This is a genomic window from Nocardia cyriacigeorgica NBRC 100375 (assembly GCF_000308555.1).
Classification (GTDB): Bacteria; Actinomycetota; Actinomycetes; order Mycobacteriales; family Mycobacteriaceae; genus Nocardia; species Nocardia cyriacigeorgica.
In genome coordinates this window covers 1-20,481 of the sequence record NZ_BAFY01000323.1, presented here as the reverse complement: position 1 = coordinate 20,481, position 20,481 = coordinate 1, and the positions used below count along the sequence as shown (strand labels likewise).

Sequence of the window (20,481 nt, the reverse complement as noted above, 5' to 3'; positions counted from 1 at the left end):
TGCATCGCATAGCGGCCCGTAGGTCGAATGGGCAGTGTCTGATCATCGAGGATAGGTAGGTTCAAGTGGTGCGCGCTTTGCGAATTCGTCTGACCTGACCCGATGACATTTGGTCCGGCGGCTGTGAGAGCATTGCCGCCCACGTAGTGGGCAGGAACGCTCGATGACTATGGCGACACGAAAAGGGCACACACCTCCACAGGCCGTGCGCAAGCTGAGCAAGGCCGTCCACCTGCTGGGCGAGAATAAGGAAGTCGCCGTCACTGCAGATCACCATGGCCACCTACTAACGGTGGCGCAACCAGTTCGGCGGGCTGAAGGCCGGCGACGGCAAACGGTTGAAGGGCCCCGAACGCGAACACTCCACTCTGAAAAGTCTTCTCGGCGAGGCGAAGCTAGAGAAAGCTGCATTGAACGAGATCGCCAAGGGAACCTTCTAGACCCGGAACGCCGGCGGGCGGCCGTGGCGCACCTGGTGCGGGTGCTCGGGGTCCGCGAAAGGTTCGCCTGCCGGTTACCGGCGAACATCGAAGTACACAACGGCGCGTTCGAACCACCGACACCAACGCACATCCCGATGCGGCTTTGCGTGAATGGCTGCGTGCCTGGACGAAACCCATCCACGGCAAGGATTCCGCCGCGCCTACCACAGCGCCCGCGGCGAGTGCTGGACAGTCAATCACAAGAAAATCCAACGCCTCTGGCGCGACGAGGGATTACGAGGGCCGCTGCGGCGCCGAAACGCCTGGATACCACCACCACGACGGAGGCAAAGGGCACCCAACCGTGTATGGGCAGTGGACTTCCGATTCGATGCCAGCGACGACGCACGCCCAGTCCAGATCGTCTCCATCGTCGATGAAACACACCCGCGAATGCTTGGGCCGGCTGGTGGAACGATCGATCACCGCCGACGGACTCATCAACGAATCGCTGTCGATCGCAGCTACCCCGCCGCCCTGCGCTGCGGCAACAGACCAATTTCGCGTGCCAGGCGACTGGGCGGCGGAACGGGTCTGCTCAGCGTTCGTCACACTAGCCGACCCTGCCGCAACGGCTACATTGAATGGTTCAGCCGCCGCCGACGCGACGAATGCCCCAACATCAACAGCTTCTGGTCGTTGGCCCAAGCCCGCGTCGTGATCAGCGACTGGAAGGAAGAATACAATCACCGCCGAAGAGATTCCGGCCTGGGCTGCAACGCCCCAGCCGGATACGCTACAACCCTGCATCCCCTACAACTGGTTCTCACACGCGGCGGACCGACTACCGGGTCCCGTCACCGCTCAGGATACTCCGACCCGGTCGGCGCAGAACTGGTTGCAGGGCAACCGAAATCATCTCCCGACCGTTGTCCAACCTAGAACCGGGGCGGCGGACCGATGATGGTGACCAGCATGTTCTGTACCTCGGTACCTGCCGCCGGGCACAACCTTGAACAACAGCTTCGCCGAGACGTTCGACAACAAGGTTGCGAACCCGCGCGCCGGGCCGCAACCGCTGAAACAGCCAGCTGGAACCCGCATTGAAATCGGTGGCTTCAAAGCCGACCATAACTAGCGGCACCGGCAGCCGGCGCTGGACTATACGACATCGGCCCAAGCGCGCTGCGGCTGCACCCACTACCCTAACAGTCATCATCCGGCTGTTGAGAAAGGGCGTTCCGCGGTTCCCGGACCGATATCAAGCTCTGATAGCGAACTATTCGCCTATCGTTACCCTCAGCGCATGACGAATGTTAATGCCGCTATGCGACGGTTGCTTCGCGAATGCGCGCTTCCCGAGTCAATCCGAGGAGATGGACGGCCACCTCACCGCTGCGTTCGTAGGGCAGGTAGTGCCCAGCCTTTTCGAAGATGACCAAATGACTCCCGGGAATACGATGCCGAAGCGCACGCGAGTGATGAACGGGGGTCAGGCGGTCACGAGACCCGACCAGCACGACGACGCGACAGCTGAATCTGCCCAGCACGCCGTAACGTTTGTGAGAAAGTATCGAACGGGTCAGCTCCGCGACATTGCGAGAATTGCTCTTCGCGAGCTGCAGCACAGCACGGTTCATATCGTGCCGACGAGGACGCGCTCCGAATAGGATGCCTCGTGTCGACTGCCGCATCAGGAAAAGCGGCCGGGAAGGAATCCTGATATAGGGTAGCGCCTCCAGACCCAGCATTATCAGCCTTCGCCAGAATTTGCTGCGCAGCATATTTCCCAGAATATCGCCCGCCCCTGTCGACACCAACGCGACGCCGAGGATTCTCGGTCCGAGCACCTCACTGTGACGTTCAGCCAAGGCCATGAGAGTCATCCCTCCCATCGAATGACCACCCAATACGACCGGACCCGTAGGCACAGTTTCCGAAAGAATAGTCGCAAGATCGTCCGCAAGAATCTCGAGGCTGGCCGGAGCCGACTCCGAATCCCCGTGTCCCCGATGGTCGTAGGTGACGACGCGAATAGTCGGGTCCGCAGCGATCACAAGCTGAGCAACGTCCTCCCAACTCTCGTGCGACAACGCGAGTCCATGGGTCAAGACCATAGTCACTCGCGGGGTCTGCGAGCCCCATTCGGTGATCTGCAATGTCGGACCGTCGTCCCGTGTGAGAGCGAGTCGGCGGCAGGGAACACCCGCGCTGGAAATCGAAGTCATTATTCCAAGCTCCTCAACGTCGAAAAACCCCGGTGACTATTTGGCCGGGAGTGCCGAGTCGACACCACCGACATCTGTTACCTTCCAATCCAGATTCTTGTCAACTGTTACGGTATAGGTAACAGTCGTTTGCGCACCCTCCGGTATCTGCGCACTCTTCGATGTCACATTCAGGAACACATTGACGACATAGACACCCGATCGTTCGGAGCGCACTGTCGCCGCGATGGGAACTCCACTAGAACTCCACTTCAGTGGCAGCACAATTTCTTTCAGCTGCGGAGCAGTGGCATCGAACTTGTTTGCAAGAACGGGCGAGACGTTGGACTTCAAACCACGAACCCACTGGTCGAAATTCTGATAGTCGATATTCGAGGCTCCGACTGCATACTCAGACGCTACTTCTTCGGCGCGCTTCTCCGCGGCTACGACAGCGTCCCGATCTTTCAACTCGCTCCTAGCCGAGAGCCACAACGGAATCGAAACGGCCACCGCGACAACAAGGAGGGCTACTGCGGTTCCCAAGGCCAGAGAACGCAGGCTTATCGAGAACGACCTCTCCGACCCGCGTGCGCTCGAGCCACCCTTGACCGACGTCCGAGGCACACCCGCGTCAACCGGCTTTTCTTCCGCAGCTTCGCGGTCAGTATCATGAGAATCTTCTGTGGGCATAATCAGCTCCGGTGTCTCTCGTTCTTTCACATCTATTTGACGGCGATCCGCATTCGCAAAGCACCGTCCCCCGTGACACTGAGTGCACGATCTATCAGGTCGCTTATGTTGATTTGCGCCATGGAGTTCGACGCGCTTTCCGCCAGTGGCTGTACCGCCGGGACCAGATCACGAAGATCGGGGCCGATCTCATTGATGTAAGACGTCACTTTATCAAGGAAGGGAATAAGTCCGTTTCCTTCGATATAGTCACCGGGCATATTGCCGATTCGAGACAGTCGCGCCAGAGAGTCCGCGATGAGTGCGCCCCACGCTCCGGCTTCCTCCCACAGAGGGCCGGCGGCGGTCATCGACTCCTCGGCCCACTCCATATCAGCACCCATTGTTTGCAAATTCGTCAAGATACTACGGATTTCGGGTGACCTACTCAGAATCGTTTCCGAAAGCAGCGTTGTCGATGCCGCCAGACGCGGCATCACGGCTTCCGTTCCCGACAACGTCTGATCCAAGGTCTTGACGATATTGCTGATCGCCTGTGGGTTCAGTTGCTCGACCAGATGGGTGACAGTATGCGCCACATCAGGTATCGAGCGGGGTAGAACCACTTCAACCGCGTCGATACGCTGACCGTCGGCCAGGTAGGGCCCGGCATCAGTATCCGGTACGAACTCGATATAGGGCTCCCCCAACCCCGAAAGGTCCTCAACAGTAGCGCTGCCGGTCGCAGGAACCCTGTACTTGGGATCGAGACCCAGCACCAATTCGACACCACGCTCGGCCTTGTCGATAGAGTCGATCTCTCCTACCTTCACTCCTCTCAACAGGACCGGGGAACCGGGTAGCAAACTCCCGGTCCTCGGCAGAGCCATGGTCACAACAGTCCTGCCAGAAAACCAATCAACTCGAAGCACACCGAATGCTAGGTATGCGGTGCCCAAAACCAGCACGATTCCGATCGACACCAGGGATAGCACGGAACTCGACTTCATCGAACCACTCCGATCATCCGCAGCGACGCAAGAATACTGTCTATCCGATCGTCGTCCGATATGGGGCCGACGCCTTCAATGCCTACAATATTAACCTTCGGACCGCGCTCAACAAACGGAATAACCTTTTCGCGCAAAATGGCCACGGCTTTGTTCAAATTCGAGGGGGCGTTCAGATCAAGCGGGCGGCGAGTGAACAATAGCGGCACGAAGGCACGTGCGGCCTCATTGCCCGATTGCGCCAGGGGGCCGACCCACCGGAGAGATTCTGTGAGCAATTTGAATCCGTCGTACAACGTGATCAACCCGATCATGGAAGTCATCGAAGCAGCGGCCTGACTCACCCCCGACTCCGTCAGCAAATACTCCAATTCAGGGGTTCGACGCTGCACCACGTCCGTGTTCGCGCGCAGACCGTTCAGCATTGCGTCGACGGCATCCAGGTGGTTGGCCAGGTCAATGATATCCGCACCGACTACCTCGGATATCGAAGCAGTCTGCCGAGTGTCCATCGGCAGCACCCCGTTCACGCGGTTCATTATCTCCTGAGCCTGTTGAATCCCTCCTCCTTGGACGAAGGTCGCGAGTACGTTCATGGTGTCCTCAACCTGCAGCAGCGGCTTCGTCTTGTCCAATCCGATGGTGGCCCCCGGGGGAAGGGCATCCTGCGTGCCGGTCGGCGGAGTCATCAGCGCGATGGAGACATCGCCAAGTATCGTCGGCTGGCGGAGTTCAGCGGTGGTGCCGACCGGCAATCGAACCGACGCCATCAGGTCGACATCGACGGCAACATACCCGTCGTGGTCCTTGCCCGCGTCGACCAGTGACACATCGCGCACGACCCCTGCTCGCAGACCATCGACTGTAACCTTCGCTCGCGCTGGCAGATTCAAGGCGTCAGCGAACAGAATCCGGATACCGTACCGGTCTCCAGAAATTCCGGTCCCCGGAACGGGAACCTCCGCGGGATCGAATCCACATCCGGGAACTATGCACACCATTGCCACCGCGGCCGCAGCGATGAACCGACCACCACGCTCACGAGCAGATCGCGCCCATACGACTCGTCGCAGAACCATCACCGCGCACCTGCCGTCCCGAATATCAACGGAAGAACCGAAACTTTCTCCAACCCGTTCTCAGCGGACTTGCAGCTACCTGGCACGACACGCTCGATGGCCGCGCATACCCGCTCTGCGTCCGCCGGCGGCAGCTGAGGCGCCGCGTAAGTCAGGATCGGTGAACCACCCTCCTGCGCCGTCGCCCTCTGAAAAGCCTGCACCAGCGGTGGCGTCAGGTCGATTATTTCTTGTAATGAGCCGATATTTGCACGGGCGAGACGCGCTAATGGGACTGTCGCGTTCAGCGCTTCGAGAATTTGGTCACCAAACATTGAAGTAATCTCGTTCAACCATGGCACAATGATCCGCAACGAATCGATAATCGACACGGTGCGCTCAAAGATGCCATGATCGATCACTTCGAGACCTGGAGCCAGACGCGTGATCATGGCCTTGATATCGCCCCATCCGCCGGCCATGCTGTCCGATAATGATCGCAGTGAGTCGATGAGCGCACCGATATGCCCGATAGCAGCATTGGGGGAATTGAGAGCACGACCCAACTTGAGGATCGTATCATTCATTTCAGGTCCTGTTCCGGATAATGCGGCATCTAAGGCCGCGAGCTCATCCGCAAGCCTTTCACGCTGTGTCGAATCATTTCCATCGGTGATCTCTGCAGCGAGGTTGCCCAGCGCATTCATAGTCTGCGACATGCTCTTTGGCGTCAGTGTACGGGTAATGCACTGTCCAGAATCCCATTCATGCTCGGCTTCGCTGTCATCGAGTAATGCAAGCGATCGGTCCGCGACGATTGTGTCGGATACCGTGGTAGCTGACACCTGACCGCGGGGCGAATGGCTTACCTCTACCTCGAATTCGACACGGACCATGTCACCATGAGGTTCGATACGCGTCACCGAGCCGACTCTGACCCCTCGCATGGTGACATGGTTCCCGGCGTACAAGCCGATTGCATCCGGCATATTCGCGCAATAGCTACGCATCCTCTTGGGAGGCTCGATGATCACGAAGTATCCGACGATCAGAATTGCACATACGACCGCGACACCGAGAACGGACATGAGACCCCGGGACGCCAAGAGCTTATTCATCGTCAGCACTCCTTTCCGGGGACCGGAATACACACCGACGGTACCTGGACAACTGTCGCGGATTGGTCGACCACGAGCCCATCCTTCGACGACGCGATCGGCTGGAGCCGCGCCAGTAGGTCGCGCGTATTCGTGACAACCTGTCCCATTTCTTCACCCAGACGTTCCAGCTCAGGGATGACGTCGGCCAGGGCTCGCGCAACGGATTGCAACCTGGATCGATACGCCGGCTCGAGGCCCGCGATACGCGCGAGAAGCTCGTCCATCAGCCGGACGGCTTCGTAGATCTCGGCCTTTTTGTCGAGGCCCACTGTCTCCATCAGATTGACGCTGTCGATCATTCCGCCGAGTGTCGCCTTCGACTCGTTGATCGCGCCGAGATACTCGTCCGCCATCGCGAGCGTGTCCGAAATGTCACGGTTCTGGCGGTCGAGGATGTCGACCAGAGATCCGAATGCCTCTGTTGCTCGGCGAATGCCGGACGGTCCACTGGCAATCGCAGCGTTCATGTTCGTCAAATTCTGCCGCAACGTATCGCCATCGATATCATCGATCGGCCGAATCGCGTCCTCAAAAGTCCGACCCAAGCTGTACGGAAGATGGACCCTCTCGGCGGGAATGGACGAGTGTAACGCAGAATTCCCCGCCGGCGTCACCGCGAGGTAGCGGCCGCCGATCAGTGTCAGCATACGGATATCGAGACTCGTCTGGTCACCGATGAAGATGTCGCTGTCGACGGTGAAGCTCATTCGAACGTTCCTTCGGCTCAGCTCGATAGACTTCACCGCACCAACCGGCACACCCGCGATTCGGACGTCATCGCCAACCTTGACCGAGCCCACTTCCGGCATTTCCGCCCAGTATGTGGACTCGTCGAAAGGTACTACGTAGACTACTACGCTCGCCGTCAAGACCGCTCCCATCACTGCGGCCCCGACGGCAGCCCAGCGCAATTCTCGGTCCATGCTTCGAAGGGGAGCACTCACCGTCTGCAACGCGGTACCCCCGCGAACACGGAATAGCTTACTGATCACCGCTCGCATATCGAGATCCTTTGCCCACTGATCAACACATGTAACGGCGCCGGAACTTCGGCGTTGCCGTTCGAGCAGTTACGATTGATGACCGGTCCATCGGCGGGAACCCACGCATTCAGTGTCTCGAGAACGGCCGGCAGCTTCCGCAGCACCTCGACCGCCTGTTCCGGGTCCGGAAATACTGCCCCCAACAGGGCATCGGCATCGGCGTTAGGTCCGGCCGTCAAGCCGAAGGCCTCAAGAAGGCCGTTCAATGGCGCGATCACGTCTGGTGCCATGAGGGCGAATTCGACAATTCCATCCACCTTGCTACGCAACGTGGACACAACCGAGGCCAGCTCCGAGACAAGTCGGACGAGATGCGAGGATCGGCCACCGATATGGTCGGATATCTCTTTGAGATTTCCGACCAGAACGGTGACTACCGCTTGCCTGTCCAGCGCATAGTTGGACAAGGCTTCGATAGAGTCGAGGACGGAACCGACGCCCGCTCCGTCTCCCTCGATGACAGCGATCATGTTCTCTGCGAACTTGTTCACCGCTTCGGGCGACAGCTCTGCGAGTACCGGTTGTAAGCCGTTGAATAAATCCGTAATGTCGAACGACGGGATCGTGTTGGCAATATCGATCTTATGTCCGGCCGTCAACTCCGCTGTGGTCGGCGATGATTGTTGAACATCGAGATATCGCTGTCCTACGAGGTTCTGATAGCGAATCGCCAGCACAGTGTTCTCGTAGATCGGGTGATTGCGCTGGACCGCAAATCCAACCACCGCTCGACCACTGGCATCCAAGGTAATCGATCGTACCTCGCCAACTCGAAGACCATCCATACGGACATCGTCGCCGGCCTTGAGGCCGTTCGCGTCGACGAATTCAGCCGAGAATTCTACCACGTCTCCAGATACGGGGCGTTGCACCGTCTGAACGATGATCGCGAGCAGCACAGTGATCACGACGGCAGACACGATAAGTTTTGCGCTGGTCGCCAGAAAACTTCGCTGTCTTGTCATCGGCCACCTCCGATGTTGGATGTCGGCGGAAGACCCGGCAAGAACGCGGTGAACGCTGGAACCATATCGAGAACCAACTCGATGTTCAGAATCGGACCGTCTGGAGTCGACGTGAATGATCGGTCTAGACGTGATAGGAGTTCAGTGAGCTGCATGCTCGAGGCGCCGGGGGTAGGTACCATTTTAGTGGCCGTTGACAGAACCGGAGCGAGCATAGCCGCATAGTCCGACAGATGACCCTGAGCCGCGAATAGAGTTTCCGCCAGCCCAGGAAAGAACTCCCGACCTACAGTATTGACTGTCGAATCGAACAGCTCACGATCTGTATTCAAGATCTCGATCGTGGTGAGCCGATTTATGAGGCCGACCGTACCGTCGATCATCGATGCAGTCCCGACTAGCATGGAACCGTATTGGTCCAGCAGCTGCGATATCGGCATCGTCTGGGTTTCAGCAATGTTCCGGCTGGATACAACGATTGCCTCCATGAGAGGTGTGAATTGCCGGGCTATTGTCGCGCCCCGTGTCAGGATCTCGGTCAATTCCGGGACGAGAATGTCTCCAGTTGCTTGAGCTACGCTGCGGATGAGAACACCCATCGTTGCGTCTCGTTGCCGGTCGGCTCGCGGCCCCGTCAAATCGACGATACTGCCATCCCGTAATGGAGCCCCACCATCACCTGGTTTCAGCGCAATTTCACTGATGCCGAACAAGTTCGATGGCGAGTAGTCGACGAACAGCCCGTCCGTGAGACCTGCCGATTCGGCGCTTTCCAGTCTGAGAATCAATTGTTTCGCCCCATCGTCCGATTCGATCGCCGAAACATCACCTATCTCGATACCGTCGAATCGAACGGGTGTTCCGACGGTGATTCCGTCGCCGATGGACTCGGTACGCAGCAGTACCACTATTCGATTATCATCCTGTAGGGCCATCACAACAGTCCAGGTCAAGGCTACTACGATCACTGTGATCACGGCGAGAACACCCAGCATGACCGATGACCGCTTCGATGTCGACACACCCGGCATTTCATAGCGAGACATCGTTTCTCACCCCGTAAATTCGATGGAGGAGTTGACGCCCCACAGGAGGAGGGTCAACACCATATCCAAACCGATGATTGCCACGAAGCTTGCTCGGACAGCACGTCCAGATGCGATTCCGACGCCTTCTGGCCCACCAACGGCGAAGAACCCATGATAGCTATGGATAAGAATCACAGCCGTCCCGAATACGAGAACCTTTATCACCGAGGCCGTCACATCCCAGCCGCTGATGAATTGATAAAAATAGTGATCGTAGACACCGGCGGCTTGGCCATGAAGTTGCACGATCACCGCGCGACAAGCGGCATAACTCAGGATCAAGGCGATCAAGAATGTCGGAATGATTGCCACGGCCCCGGCGATGACCCGGGTGGTCACAACGAACGGTATCGATCGCAGTCCAAGCGACTCGAGTGCATCGATCTCCTCGGAGATCCGCATAGCGCCGATTTGGGCCGTAATACGGCATCCGGCTTGTGCGGCGAACCCGACGCCCGCAGCAATCGGTGCAAGTTCCCGTGTATTGGCAAAGGCCGAAACGATGCCGGTCACCGGCCCCATGCTGATCAGGTTGAGAGTGGTGAAGGACTCTACACCGACCGAGCCTCCGATCACCAGACCGAGTACCACCAGCATCGGCACAGTTCCACCGCCGACGATAATGGACCCTTGGCCCCATGTCATATCCGTGATCACGCGCATAGTCTCGGCTCGATATCGCCTGATCGTGAACGGGATCGCGGACAGCGCCTCCCAAACGAACGCGAGTACGAAACCGATCGACTCCAGGGGCGCGATGCGCGCTCCGAACGGCGCTATTCTTCTCCTGAGCCTCGCCAGCCGAGGTGGAGTAACCTTTACCTCCGACATCTAGGCCAGCCTCGTCGGAAGGAACATCGACACCAGCTGAGTAATTATGAGGTTCGTGATGGCGATGGAAACTACGGAGAGAACTACAGCCGCGTTCACGCCATCCGCCACTCCGCGCGGACCGCCTTTTGCCTCCAGCCCCCGCTGGCACGCGATCACGACCACGATGAATCCGAACAGCACGGACTTGGCTATCGAGACACCGATGTCCGCGACAACGGTGAAAGAGCCGAACGTTCCCCAGTAGCTGCCGGGGGTCACTCCCTGGGGGCCGATTGCGACCGCATATCCAGCTATCACGCCCGTGAAGATGATCAAGATATTGAGCATCGGCGCGACGAAAACCATCGCCACCATCCGAGGAATAACGAGTCGGTGCAAGGGGCTGATGCCCATCGTTCGCATGGCATCGATTTCTTCGCGAATGTTACGTGCACCCAGATCCGCCGCGATTGCGGCCGCTCCGGCCGCACCCAGCAGCAGCCCTGTTGCCATGGGGGCGCCCTGTTTGATCACACCCAATCCACCAGCGGCACCGAGCAGGGAGTCCGCCCCGATTTGATGAATCAAGTTTCCGACCTGGACGGAAACGATGACACCGAAAGGCACGGCCATCAGGATGGCCGGAATCGCAGTAACGGTGATCAGATACCAAGCTTGATTCAGTGCCTCTCGCCACTGGAATCTCAAACGAACGATATCGCTTACTGCTCCCGCAGCCGACTCAGAAGCCATCTGCGTCGACCGGCCAAAAGTTCTGAGCGCCGACACTACGGTTTCGGAAAAGTTTTCCCTGAGCAACCTCGTCGACGTCGATAGCGCGCTACGTTCAGGCATTACCACAGATTCCCGTCCTAACCAAGAGTATCGCTCCGCAACGCAACTGGCGCGCCCGCTAGGAAAGTGTCGACGATCCGGCATAGCTCGTTCTCCGAATGATCGGAATGGCTTCGCCGGTATGACGTACCTCGTCGGGTCATTATCGAGCGCACCCTGCTCACGGCACCTCCTTGTGCACTACTGCAAGTACCAGATACTCAGGGTATGAGTATGTGGTGCTGCTCACGCAGTGTCAATAGAGGATTTCGATCGATCCCGGGACGCGCGAGCGACCCTCTGGCAACCGAGCGATATCGCCCCGGCGAAAGTCGGCCGATAGCAACCGCGACGTGCGACGACACCATCCACATGAGCAGTCTCGCCCATCTACGGCCGAGGAAAGTGCGGTTGTGGTGCAGGGGCGGGTTGGCAGGCATCGGCCACCGAAGATACTCCCTCGGTCACTACTCCGGCTGCACTTTGCTCCGCTTCCGTCGCTGGGTGGCGCCGTTTCGCACTGCCTGCTTCGGCATTGCCAGTCCACCCATAAGCCCTGATCGACGGGAATGATCGCGACCAGGCAGCTCCGGCAGATGAACCGCCCGGGTGTGGTGCCCACGCATTTCGGCGGAATGAAAGCGGTCTCTGCGAGGCTCGGAGCGACCCGTAAGCCCTGCGCAATTGGGTGCGCCGCGCCGCGGTCGACACCGGCGGCGCCGAAGGCGTGTCGACGGAGGCAGCGAGGGAGATTTGCCAGCTGCACCGCACGAATAGGGAATCCGAGGAACGATCGGAATCCGCGAAGCGGCAACATCTTTCTTCGTGCGACTAGCGGCCGCGATAGCAGTGGCTGATCGTGCGCGGCAAGAAGGTCGGCATGACCAAACCGAACCAGGCCGCGTCGAGAGCGACCGACCTGGCGGACCGGCAGTTTCGGGTTCTGGCGCAGAACACGCGGCTCATGGCCGATTCACCTACATCCGCCTGATCACCGATGTTCGTCTACCGCGTTCGTCGTCGATGCCTACGCCGGCTGCGTCCTCGGCTCGGAATGCTCGACCAGCGAAGACGCCACGTTTGCGGAGAAGGCGATCCGGCCCGCGGTCGCTCTGCGGGCTCGCGAAGGTCTTCCGGTCGGTGGAGCGATACATCATTCCGATGTGAGGTCTCGATACACCGCAGTGAAACTCGTGGAAGCACTGGCGGTCTCGGATCTCCGGCGGTCGGTCGGGTCGGTCGGTGACGCCTACGCCAACGCGTTGGCAGCAACCACGATGCGGCTCCACACAACCGACGCGATCCCCAGCGATTCCTGTTTCGGCGCGATCCGCTGACCCGGCTCGACGACGTCGAGCTCCTCAGCGAGGACTGAGTCGGCTGGTTCAGTCCCGAATCGTGCACTGCTGGGGCTGCAACCATCGGCCGAACACGAGACGGGCTGCTATGCACTGAACGTCGCGCAATCGGCTGGGGGTTGGGTAAAACCGGTGCATCGAAGCGAGAGCGGGTCAGCCACCGCTGAGCTGGCCTACCGCCCCACGCACTGCCGCGTATCCATCACCCAACAGACCGTGGCCTCAGGCCGAGCCGGCGAGCAACAGTTCGTCCCGGTTGATGTGGAGTTGCTGCGTGATTGCCCGCTTACTGAATACGAAGTCGCGGGGGCGGTTGATACAGTCGGCGGCAACGAGCTCGCCGGCGCGGAGGTAGAAGCAGGTGAAGTCGCGGTCCCCGGTTGGGTCCCCGCTGAGGACGACTTCGTCGTATCCGGTGTTGAGGCCGGCGATCTGGAGCTTGAGATCGTATTGATCCGACCAGAACCACGGAAGCGCCGCTATCTTCCTGGACTTCCCGTTGATGGTCGCGGCCGCGACCTTGGCCTGCTCGCTGGCGCTCGGCACCGACTCCAGGCGTATACGGCGGCCGTAACGGGCCATCCGGTGACTGGCGCAGTCCCCAGCCGCGACGATATCGGGGTCACTGGTCTGAGCCTGGTCGTCGATTACGACTCCGTTGTCGACGACCAGATCTGCGGCGGCCGCGAGCTCGGTGTTCGGCTCCACGCCGATGCCGACGATGACGAGGTCGGCGGGAATCGCTTCACCACAAGACAGGACTACCTCTCGGACCCGGCTGTCGCCAGACACAGCCTCGACCAGCGCGTGCGTGCGGATGTTCACGCCCTCGTTCCGATGGATTCGGTCGAAGAACGCCGAGACCTGCGGGGCAGTGACCCGTTCGAGGACGCGCTCGGTCGCCTCGAGCACGGTGACTTCAAGACCCAAAGCTCGCAGGGAGGCGGCCGTCTCCAGTCCGATGTAGCCGCCGCCGACGATCACGGCCCGCCGCCCGGGGCGGGCAGCGGCTCGGATCATCTCGACATCGGCGGTGGTGCGTAGGTAGTAGACCCCTGCCAGATCGGCGCCCGAGGTGGCGAGCCGACGAGGGCGGGCACCAGTGCACAGCGCGAGCTTGTCATAGGGCAATGCGTCGCCAGTGCTCAGTGCGAGGCGACCAGCCGATCGATCGATCGCCTCTACTGTCGCATCCACGAGTTTGATTCCCTGCTTGCGATAGAATTCCGCGCTGCGGATCGCGAGCTCGTCAATTGTGCTCTTCCCGGCCAGATAGGCTTTCGACAGCGGAGGGCGTTGATAGGGTAGAGTCGGCTCCTCGCCGATGAGGACGACCTCGCCCGTCCACCCATCCTGGCGCAGACTGGCCGCGAGTTGGACTCCACCATGGCCGGCCCCGACGATGAGAGCTCGCTGTAGACTCATACGTCTGCCTTCGGAGTGAGGCGGACCATCATCTTGCTGATGCCCCGCACGAAGTTGGACTGCACGTACTCGGGCTCCCCCACGACCTCGATATTCTCGAAGCGAGGAAGCAGCTCCTCCCAGAGGATCCGAAGCTGCAGCTCGGCCAGCCGGTTGCCCATGCAGCGGTGGACGCCGAAGCCGAAAGCGATATGGTTGCGGGCGTTGGACCGGTCGATTATGAACTCGTCCGGTCGTTCGAACACGCGCTCGTCGCGATTGCCCGAGGCATACCACATCACCACTTTGTCGCCCTTGCGGATGTACTGGCCGTTCAGAATTGTGTCTGCCTTGGCGATCCGGCGCATGTAGGCCAGCGGAGTTTGCCACCGGATGATCTCCGAGACCATATTGGGGATCAAGCCCGGGTTCGCCTTCAGCTTATCGAACTGGTCAGGGAAGCGGTTGAGTGCAAGCACACCGCCGCTCATCGAGTTCCGGGTCGTGTCGTTGCCACCGACGATCAGCAACAAGAGGTTGCCCAAGAACTCCATCGGGCGGTCGATCAGATTTTTGGTGTTCTCGTTACCCTGCAACATGGTGATCAGATCGAAGCCGGGTTCCTCCCCGCCGGCTGTCCGGGCCGCCTTGTCGTGCCAGAGAGCGCTGAGACCGCGCGCCATATCGCGCATGCCGGGGAATATCTTGTCAAGGTCCGAGGGACCGCCATTGGCTTGCTCCATCGAGGTCGCGAGATCTGACCAGTAGACGAGCTTGCGACGCTGCTCGTACGGGAAGTCCAGCAGGGTCGCGAGCATTCGAGCGGTCAACTCGATCGAGACGTTCTGTACCCAGTCGAACGGCTGATTCACGGGCAGGTCGTCCAGCACTTCCTGGACACGCGATCGAATCAGACCCTCCATCTCACGCAAGTTCTTCGGTGCGACAACACCCTGGACCGCGGCCCGCTGCGTGTCATGGCGTGGTGGGTCCATCGCGATGAACATCTCGACATCCAGGAAGCGCGGCGGCGCCCCGATGATAATGAACGGCTCGGCGGAGAAGACCTCATGGTTCTTGTCGACGGCCACTATGTCGGCGTGACGCGTGACGGACCAGAATGGACCGAACGGACTGTTGGGCTGATAGTGGACCGGAGCCTCGTTGCGCAACCGCTCGAAGTAGTCCTGCCAGCGCCCCTGACGATAGAGGAAGGGGTTGCTGAGATCGATGTCGGCGAGCTCGACCTCATCGACAGGCGGGATGGGCTTCTCGACGAAGAGCTTCTCCCCATTCGTCCCGGTAACCCAGCGACGCGTCTTGTCGTACAGATGTGCGCCTTGGATCTGCAGATCCATCGGGATGGTCGACTGCACCTTGGCGGTGATTGCTGAAGGAATATTCATCACGATTCAACCGTCTCTCGTTGTCACATCTGGAACTCAGGCAATTGGACGGTCAAACCGTCCCAGTCCGCGGAGGCAATCATCTGGCAGGACAGCCGAGAGGTCTGCTGGCGCTCAGGGTTCATCGCAAGCATCTCCTCCTCTTCAGGGCCGGAGAAGCCGACCCGCTCGATCCAGTGCGGATCGACGATCACATGGCAGGTACCGCACGCGGCTTCGCCTCCGCAGTCACCGTCGATGCCGGGAACCGCATTGTTTGTCGCGACTTGCATCAGTGAGCGCCCCTCTTCGAGAGGCACCTCATGCTTCTCTCCGTCGTGGGAGACAAAGGTGACAACTGCCATGGCAACTCCTGATACGTAGCCTCGATGTGAATACCTGGTAAAAGTCTTGCCGAAGAGGTGATCGACGGCTATGTTCGACAGGGGCAGAAACTTGTGAATTCGGCTCAGCGAGATGACGGAGACATCAAATGATGGGGGCATACCGTGGCGACGCCGGTGTCCCCCCGCTCGTGTTCGTTCAGCTGCTCGAGAGCCAAGCGCTTGACCCAGATACCGTCGCACAACTTCGCAACATCATGGTTCGCGAAGGAATCGACGAGCCGGCCCTGATCAAGAATGACGTCCAGATCCCGCTGCGCTGGTTTCGGGAGGTCTACCCCGAGCTCGATGCCGACCAGGCAACCCTGCTCGGCTTCGCGTTCGCCGAACAGGCCCAGCTGACATCCTTCGGCCCGCTGAGTTTCCCGCTGGTGAGCGCAGGGTCGGTGGCCGAGATCGTGGAGCTGCTCACATACCTGCCGTTGATTTCGACAGCGGTCAGCCCACAGTTCCATCCAAGTGAGCGCGGCCTCACTGTCGGGCTTACCGGACACACACGTGATCCGGCTCTGGACTGCCTGGTCGTCACCTACAGTGGGTCGGCGCTAGTGCGGCTGCTCGACATGCTCGCCGACGAAGTACGGACCATATCACTCCATCTGAGCTGGTCGGCGCCAGCCTTCCCGACCGGTCACGAAAATATGCTAGCCGGGCGCGTGTTCTTCGACGCTCCGACATCGTTCCTCCATATCCCTGCCGCCACGCTCAACGAGGTCTGCCGGTTCACCGATCCCGTAGCGTATCGACTCGCAATCGTCGATCTGCAACGAACTCTCGATCAGCGCAGCGGAGCCATACCGTTGTCGGAGAAGGTACGACGGCTGTTGGAGAAAGATCCGGGACGAAGAAGTAGCCAGTCGGTCGCCCACGAGCTGTCGATGTCCACCAGCACGCTCAAGCGTCGCCTCGCCGAGGAGGGGACCACCTTTCGCGCGTTGTGCCAGTCAGTCCTGCGCGAACGTGCGATGCTGCGGCTACTCGACCGATCCATGTCGGTGAGTGAGATCGCCACGGATCTCGGATACAGCGACCTCGCCAACTTCTCACACGCCTTCAAGCGATGGACCGGCCGCTCTCCCAACGAGTTCCGGCGTACATGACACGCGAGTTGTCCGAGCAGTTCGGAGGATTCGCCTGCGGCTACGTGCGGGCGAGGCCTACTGTTCGGCGGATGTCCGCTGCTGGTAGGGCGAGAGCTTATTCTTCGTTCCGAGTGTCGACATCTCACCAAATAGGCCCGATGACTCTCGCCCCTGTGTCGTCGATCGGGCGCGAACCGTTCAGGGTCGAAGACCTCGGAATCGGTCTTGTGTTGGGGCGCGTGGTGATTGACTGCGGGAGCACCGTGAGCAGCGATTCAGAGGGAAACAATGTCCGAGCAGGTCGGAATCCGCGTCTTGTTGCGCTGACCAGAGGTACCGGGGCAGCACGAGGGGCTCCTTGATCATCAGGGCGTGGGAGTTGGGTTTACCGAGGCCGTTGATGACGTTGACACCGTGCCGAGCACTACCGAGTCCGCCCTCGCGGGCTCCTGCCATTCCGGGTGCTTGACAGGGAAGTACGCGGCGGCCGTCGTAGTGCTGGTCGCAGTGTCATGAGCAGACGTATCCCGGACACGCAGTCGGCGCTACGGTCGGCGTGGCCGGGCCAGCGGAACGATGGCGTCCTCAGGCCAGGGTGGCGTAATCTCTGAATCTCAGGTTTCATGGAGTCGGGAGAATTGGCAGACACAGGATTGAACAGAGCGTCCTATGCTGATTCGACACGATCAATTCACTGCCGTTCTTGGCTCCACGCCGTCTGGGCTGCCCCTCCCGCAACGGGCCTACGCGACAGCCCCACGAACCGCTTCGTCGAGCTTCTCCTTCTTCTCATCGGTTGTAAGTGACCGAGCGCGAGTGTCGGGCCGCTCCGCATTCAATGCGATGGGCTGGGGCGCTGGTCATGCCATCACATACGCCGTTAGCCGAGGTGTGATTCTCATTCGGAGTACCGACCGGTCCGACGACCGCTTCACAGTGGGGCCGTTCGGGCAGATTCACCTGCCCGTCGCCATTCACCGCGCCCTCGGTATCCTCCCGGGAGATTGCGTCCTACTCATCCCATTGCCGGAGTGCGCTACTGTCGCGGTCATCCCACCCGGAGTTGTCGAGGACACGCTCTCCGATGGTCTTGGCGATCGGTCGGCAGCGCCATGACCACCAATGATCTAGAGGTCGCACGGGCACTTCTCGCTCGCGTCGGTGTCCAGCCCGAAGCACTGCTGCGAACGCCACACGAGAATGGTCGAACTCCAACCTTTGCCGAGTACACACAGCGGGTCGAGGCAGCGGTGTCGGAAGGCGCGGCGGACCTACCTCCGCTACTGGCGAAAGCTTGCGCAGCGGAGGCCGCACCGCGGCATAGACGAACCAACCTCTCTCGAGCTTCAGGCGCTTGTCGAAGAAGCCCGCCAGAACGCAATCGTTCGACGGAACAGCCGTGGCGGACGCTCCGCCGCTGAGCGTCCATGGCTGCCAGCCAGTCGCGAAAGGCTGGATCCTGCTGGGCATACTCGAACCCAGCATCCTGGTCATCGTTGCTCATCGTTGCCTGCCCATTGCGTCGTTCTCACCGTCGCCCGTGCATTCTCCGACTGCTGCCGCTCCGACGCGGTCGACTGTTCACGTTGCGCACCGGCGTCTTCCGTGCGGAGGCAGGCGAGAAGGTCGTGGCCGAATCGCGGTGGGACGAGTCCGAGATCGGAGCTGGCGTTCCACAGACAACCGGCGTCGGAGACGATGCGATCAGCGAACTGGAGGGCCTGGATCAGCGCATGCTCCGAATCGACTCCGCCGATCGTGTACACCGTCGTGTGTTCTGGGATGCCGTCGATTCGGATCGAGCACCCGTAGCCACTGCCGCCGTCGAATTGAGCGGGTAGTGCGAACTTGACCAGAACCCGCTCGCCATTTCTGGTCAGCTCGCGTTCGGCGATCGGCGGGCCGATGAACTCTCGCAGCTGCACGGCCCGATCCTATGATCAGTCGCTACCGCGAACACGAAATTCGGCGAGCTGAATCGAAATGACGGCGCTCTGCGGTGTGGCCGAGATGACTGTCACTGTCACCGCCGTTTCCTGCTCCCGCACTCTGTGCCAGGTTCCAGGTATTTGGGCAGTGTCAGTGCGGCGTCGATGGTTGCGCGCATGTTGTCGAGGAAGGGGAAGAGTACGCCGTCCCATTCGTCGGGTTTGCTGATTTGTGCGGCGAGGAGGCGGCGGAAGTATTGGCTTTTGGCGCCGGTGGCGATAGCGATGGCACCGCCGTGGGTGTCGGAGTGGGTGAACAGGTAGGGGTGCCCGTCCCCTCTGGCGACGGTATCGCGGGCGGCGTCGAGGTAGGTGCTGGTTTCGGTGGTGGTGAAGTCGCGTTGTAGTGCGGTGAGGTAGATGTCGGTGGTGCCGATCGGGGCGACTTGGGTGTGGGCGTGGTCGGCGCAGGCGCCGCCTTTTTCCCGGAAGTTCTTCGCGCCGTGCTCGAAAACATGGGCTTCTGCCCCGAATTCGGCGGTGAGCCAGGTTTTGACACCGGTGAGGAGGGTGTCGAATTCGGTGTCGAGGTGGTCTGGGAGGTAGCCGAGCGACAGGATGTGCTCGCGCGGGATGATGAGGGTGTAGCCGGGGACGAGGGCGCCCGCGCCGGGGACGACGATGAAGTTCTCGCTTTCGTAAAGTAGATACGATTCGCCGATGTCGCGGCCGAGGAGGTCCCACAGCAGGTGGGAGTCGGGGCGGCGTTCGATTTCGGCGCAGGAGATGCAGATTGCACGGCGGTCATCCATGGTGAGCGTCTTTCGGTTGTGGTTCGTCGGTGAAGACCTGCCCAGTGGCGTCTAGCCGCTGTTGAACGTCGGCCGTGATGCGGCGCGCGGTGTCGATGGTGTGGGCAGGCGGCGGGTCGCCGAGGCAGGTCATGTTGGTGGTGATCTGTTCGGCTCTGGTGAATCCGACCAGGACTGCGGCGTTGTCACTGCGTTGCAGGCACGACCACAGAGCGATGCGGATCAGGTCAGCGGGGTCGGGGCCGGCGAGGCGTCGGAGTTGGTCGAGTCCGTCGGTGATGATCGTGACTGCCGTCGGTGTGAACCAGCGTTTGCGGGATCGGTGGTCGCCGGGTCCGAATTGGCGGGGCCGGGTGGGGTGGTGGCTGCCGGTGAGCAGGCCTTGGGCGAGGGGTTTGGTGATCAGGACGCCGCAGTTGTGGTGGTCGGCGAGTTGGAAGATTCCGGCCCGGGATTGGGGCGTGAGCAGGTTGTCGCGGACGGCCAGCACGTCTGGGTCGATGTTGTTGAACAGTTGCACGAAGCGCTGGTATTTGTTGCCGGTGGTGGCGCCGGTGAGCCGGTCAAGGGCGTGCCGGTGTGGCCCGCGCATGCCGATCGCGCGGATGAGCCCTTGGTCGCGGAATCTGCGCATGGTGTCGATTGCTGCGTCGAGGTAGGTGTCGTTGCCGCCGAAGTCGGGGTGGTGGAAGAAGTAGATGTCGAGGTGGTCGGTGCCGAGGTTGTGCAGGGTTTGTTCGAGCTGGTGGCGCATGTGCAGGGGCTGATAGCCGTGTGCGGCCGTTCCGCGGAAGTATCCGACCTTGGAGGTGATCACGACGGCGTCGCGGGGCACC

General features: G+C 60.4%; 18 protein-coding genes and 1 pseudogene. 3 read left to right on the top strand and 16 right to left on the bottom strand.

The window, feature by feature from the left end; genetic code table 11:
* Nucleotides 1–163: 163 nt before the first annotated feature.
* Nucleotides 164–1,220: pseudogene (locus tag RJ05_RS30425) on the top strand (integrase core domain-containing protein); the annotation flags it as partial.
* 527 nt (nt 1,221–1,747) lie between these two features.
* On the opposite strand, the gene RJ05_RS30420 reads toward RJ05_RS30425, so the two are convergent.
* The 10 genes from RJ05_RS30420 to RJ05_RS27535 form a co-directional block, all read right to left on the bottom strand.
* The gene (locus tag RJ05_RS30420) at nt 1,748–2,581 is read right to left on the bottom strand and encodes an alpha/beta fold hydrolase (protein ID WP_158430140.1); all 834 of its coding nucleotides are present in this window, start codon (nt 2,579–2,581) and stop codon (nt 1,748–1,750) included.
* 105 nt (nt 2,582–2,686) lie between these two features.
* Entirely contained in the window at nt 2,687–3,322 is a 636-nt protein-coding gene (locus tag RJ05_RS30415) for a hypothetical protein (protein ID WP_178128354.1), read from the bottom strand.
* A gap of 32 nt (nt 3,323–3,354) precedes the next feature.
* Nucleotides 3,355–4,311, bottom strand: a complete 957-nt coding sequence (locus tag RJ05_RS27570) for an MlaD family protein (protein WP_036542659.1) — start codon at nt 4,309–4,311, stop codon at nt 3,355–3,357.
* Nucleotides 4,308–5,312, bottom strand: a complete 1,005-nt coding sequence (locus RJ05_RS27565; RefSeq protein ID WP_036542657.1) for an MlaD family protein — start codon at nt 5,310–5,312, stop codon at nt 4,308–4,310. Before RJ05_RS27565 ends, RJ05_RS27570 begins: the two co-directional genes overlap by 4 nt.
* Before the next feature lie 77 nt (nt 5,313–5,389).
* Nucleotides 5,390–6,487: an MlaD family protein gene (locus RJ05_RS27560; protein WP_138445784.1), complete on the bottom strand. Its 1,098-nt coding sequence runs from the start codon at nt 6,485–6,487 to the stop codon at nt 5,390–5,392.
* Nucleotides 6,488–6,489: 2 nt separating this feature from the next.
* Nucleotides 6,490–7,452, bottom strand: a complete 963-nt coding sequence (locus tag RJ05_RS27555; protein ID WP_048833144.1) for an MlaD family protein — start codon at nt 7,450–7,452, stop codon at nt 6,490–6,492.
* A 65-nt stretch (nt 7,453–7,517) separates the two neighbouring features.
* Entirely contained in the window at nt 7,518–8,537 is a 1,020-nt protein-coding gene (locus RJ05_RS27550) for an MlaD family protein (RefSeq protein ID WP_014349805.1), read from the bottom strand.
* Nucleotides 8,534–9,583, bottom strand: coding sequence for an MlaD family protein (locus RJ05_RS27545; protein ID WP_081505339.1), 1,050 nt, complete (start codon nt 9,581–9,583; stop codon nt 8,534–8,536). The genes RJ05_RS27550 and RJ05_RS27545 overlap by 4 nt, the downstream gene beginning before the upstream one ends.
* A 6-nt stretch (nt 9,584–9,589) precedes the next feature.
* On the bottom strand, nt 9,590–10,456 hold the full coding sequence (locus RJ05_RS27540) for an MlaE family ABC transporter permease (RefSeq protein ID WP_036542649.1): 867 nt from the start codon (nt 10,454–10,456) through the stop codon (nt 9,590–9,592).
* Nucleotides 10,457–11,293 carry an MlaE family ABC transporter permease gene (locus RJ05_RS27535; RefSeq protein WP_036542646.1) on the bottom strand — a complete coding sequence of 279 codons (837 nt, stop codon included), beginning with the start codon at nt 11,291–11,293 and terminating at the stop codon, nt 10,457–10,459.
* Nucleotides 11,294–12,131: 838 nt separating this feature from the next.
* Between RJ05_RS27535 and RJ05_RS32585 the strand changes: the two genes are divergently transcribed.
* Complete coding sequence (locus tag RJ05_RS32585) at nt 12,132–12,263, top strand: hypothetical protein (protein ID WP_255220970.1); 132 nt, start codon at nt 12,132–12,134, stop codon at nt 12,261–12,263.
* A gap of 589 nt (nt 12,264–12,852) precedes the next feature.
* Here RJ05_RS32585 and RJ05_RS27525 read toward each other — a convergent pair.
* The 3 genes from RJ05_RS27525 to RJ05_RS27515 are packed head-to-tail and all read right to left on the bottom strand — an operon-like array spanning nt 12,853 to nt 15,784.
* Nucleotides 12,853–14,055: an NAD(P)/FAD-dependent oxidoreductase gene (locus tag RJ05_RS27525; RefSeq protein ID WP_036542644.1), complete on the bottom strand. Its 1,203-nt coding sequence runs from the start codon at nt 14,053–14,055 to the stop codon at nt 12,853–12,855.
* Nucleotides 14,052–15,440 (bottom strand): cytochrome P450, encoded by a 1,389-nt coding sequence (locus RJ05_RS27520; protein WP_036542643.1) that lies wholly within the window; start codon nt 15,438–15,440, stop codon nt 14,052–14,054. The genes RJ05_RS27525 and RJ05_RS27520 overlap by 4 nt, the downstream gene beginning before the upstream one ends.
* A 23-nt stretch (nt 15,441–15,463) precedes the next feature.
* Nucleotides 15,464–15,784: a 2Fe-2S iron-sulfur cluster-binding protein gene (locus RJ05_RS27515; protein WP_036542641.1), complete on the bottom strand. Its 321-nt coding sequence runs from the start codon at nt 15,782–15,784 to the stop codon at nt 15,464–15,466.
* A 131-nt stretch (nt 15,785–15,915) separates the two neighbouring features.
* Here RJ05_RS27515 and RJ05_RS27510 point away from each other — a divergent pair, with 131 nt between their 5' ends.
* Entirely contained in the window at nt 15,916–16,923 is a 1,008-nt protein-coding gene (locus RJ05_RS27510) for an AraC family transcriptional regulator (protein ID WP_036542684.1), read from the top strand.
* A 1,472-nt stretch (nt 16,924–18,395) separates the two neighbouring features.
* On the opposite strand, the gene RJ05_RS27505 is transcribed toward RJ05_RS27510, so the two are convergent.
* The 3 genes from RJ05_RS27505 to RJ05_RS27495 form a co-directional block, all read right to left on the bottom strand.
* Nucleotides 18,396–18,830: a DUF6968 family protein gene (locus RJ05_RS27505; protein ID WP_014349796.1), complete on the bottom strand. Its 435-nt coding sequence runs from the start codon at nt 18,828–18,830 to the stop codon at nt 18,396–18,398.
* A 98-nt stretch (nt 18,831–18,928) separates the two neighbouring features.
* Complete coding sequence (locus RJ05_RS27500) at nt 18,929–19,645, bottom strand: HIT family protein (RefSeq protein WP_036542639.1); 717 nt, start codon at nt 19,643–19,645, stop codon at nt 18,929–18,931.
* The coding region (locus RJ05_RS27495; RefSeq protein WP_036542637.1) for an aldo/keto reductase at nt 19,638–20,481 on the bottom strand (844 nt) is incomplete at its 5' end. The genes RJ05_RS27495 and RJ05_RS27500, both read right to left, overlap by 8 nt.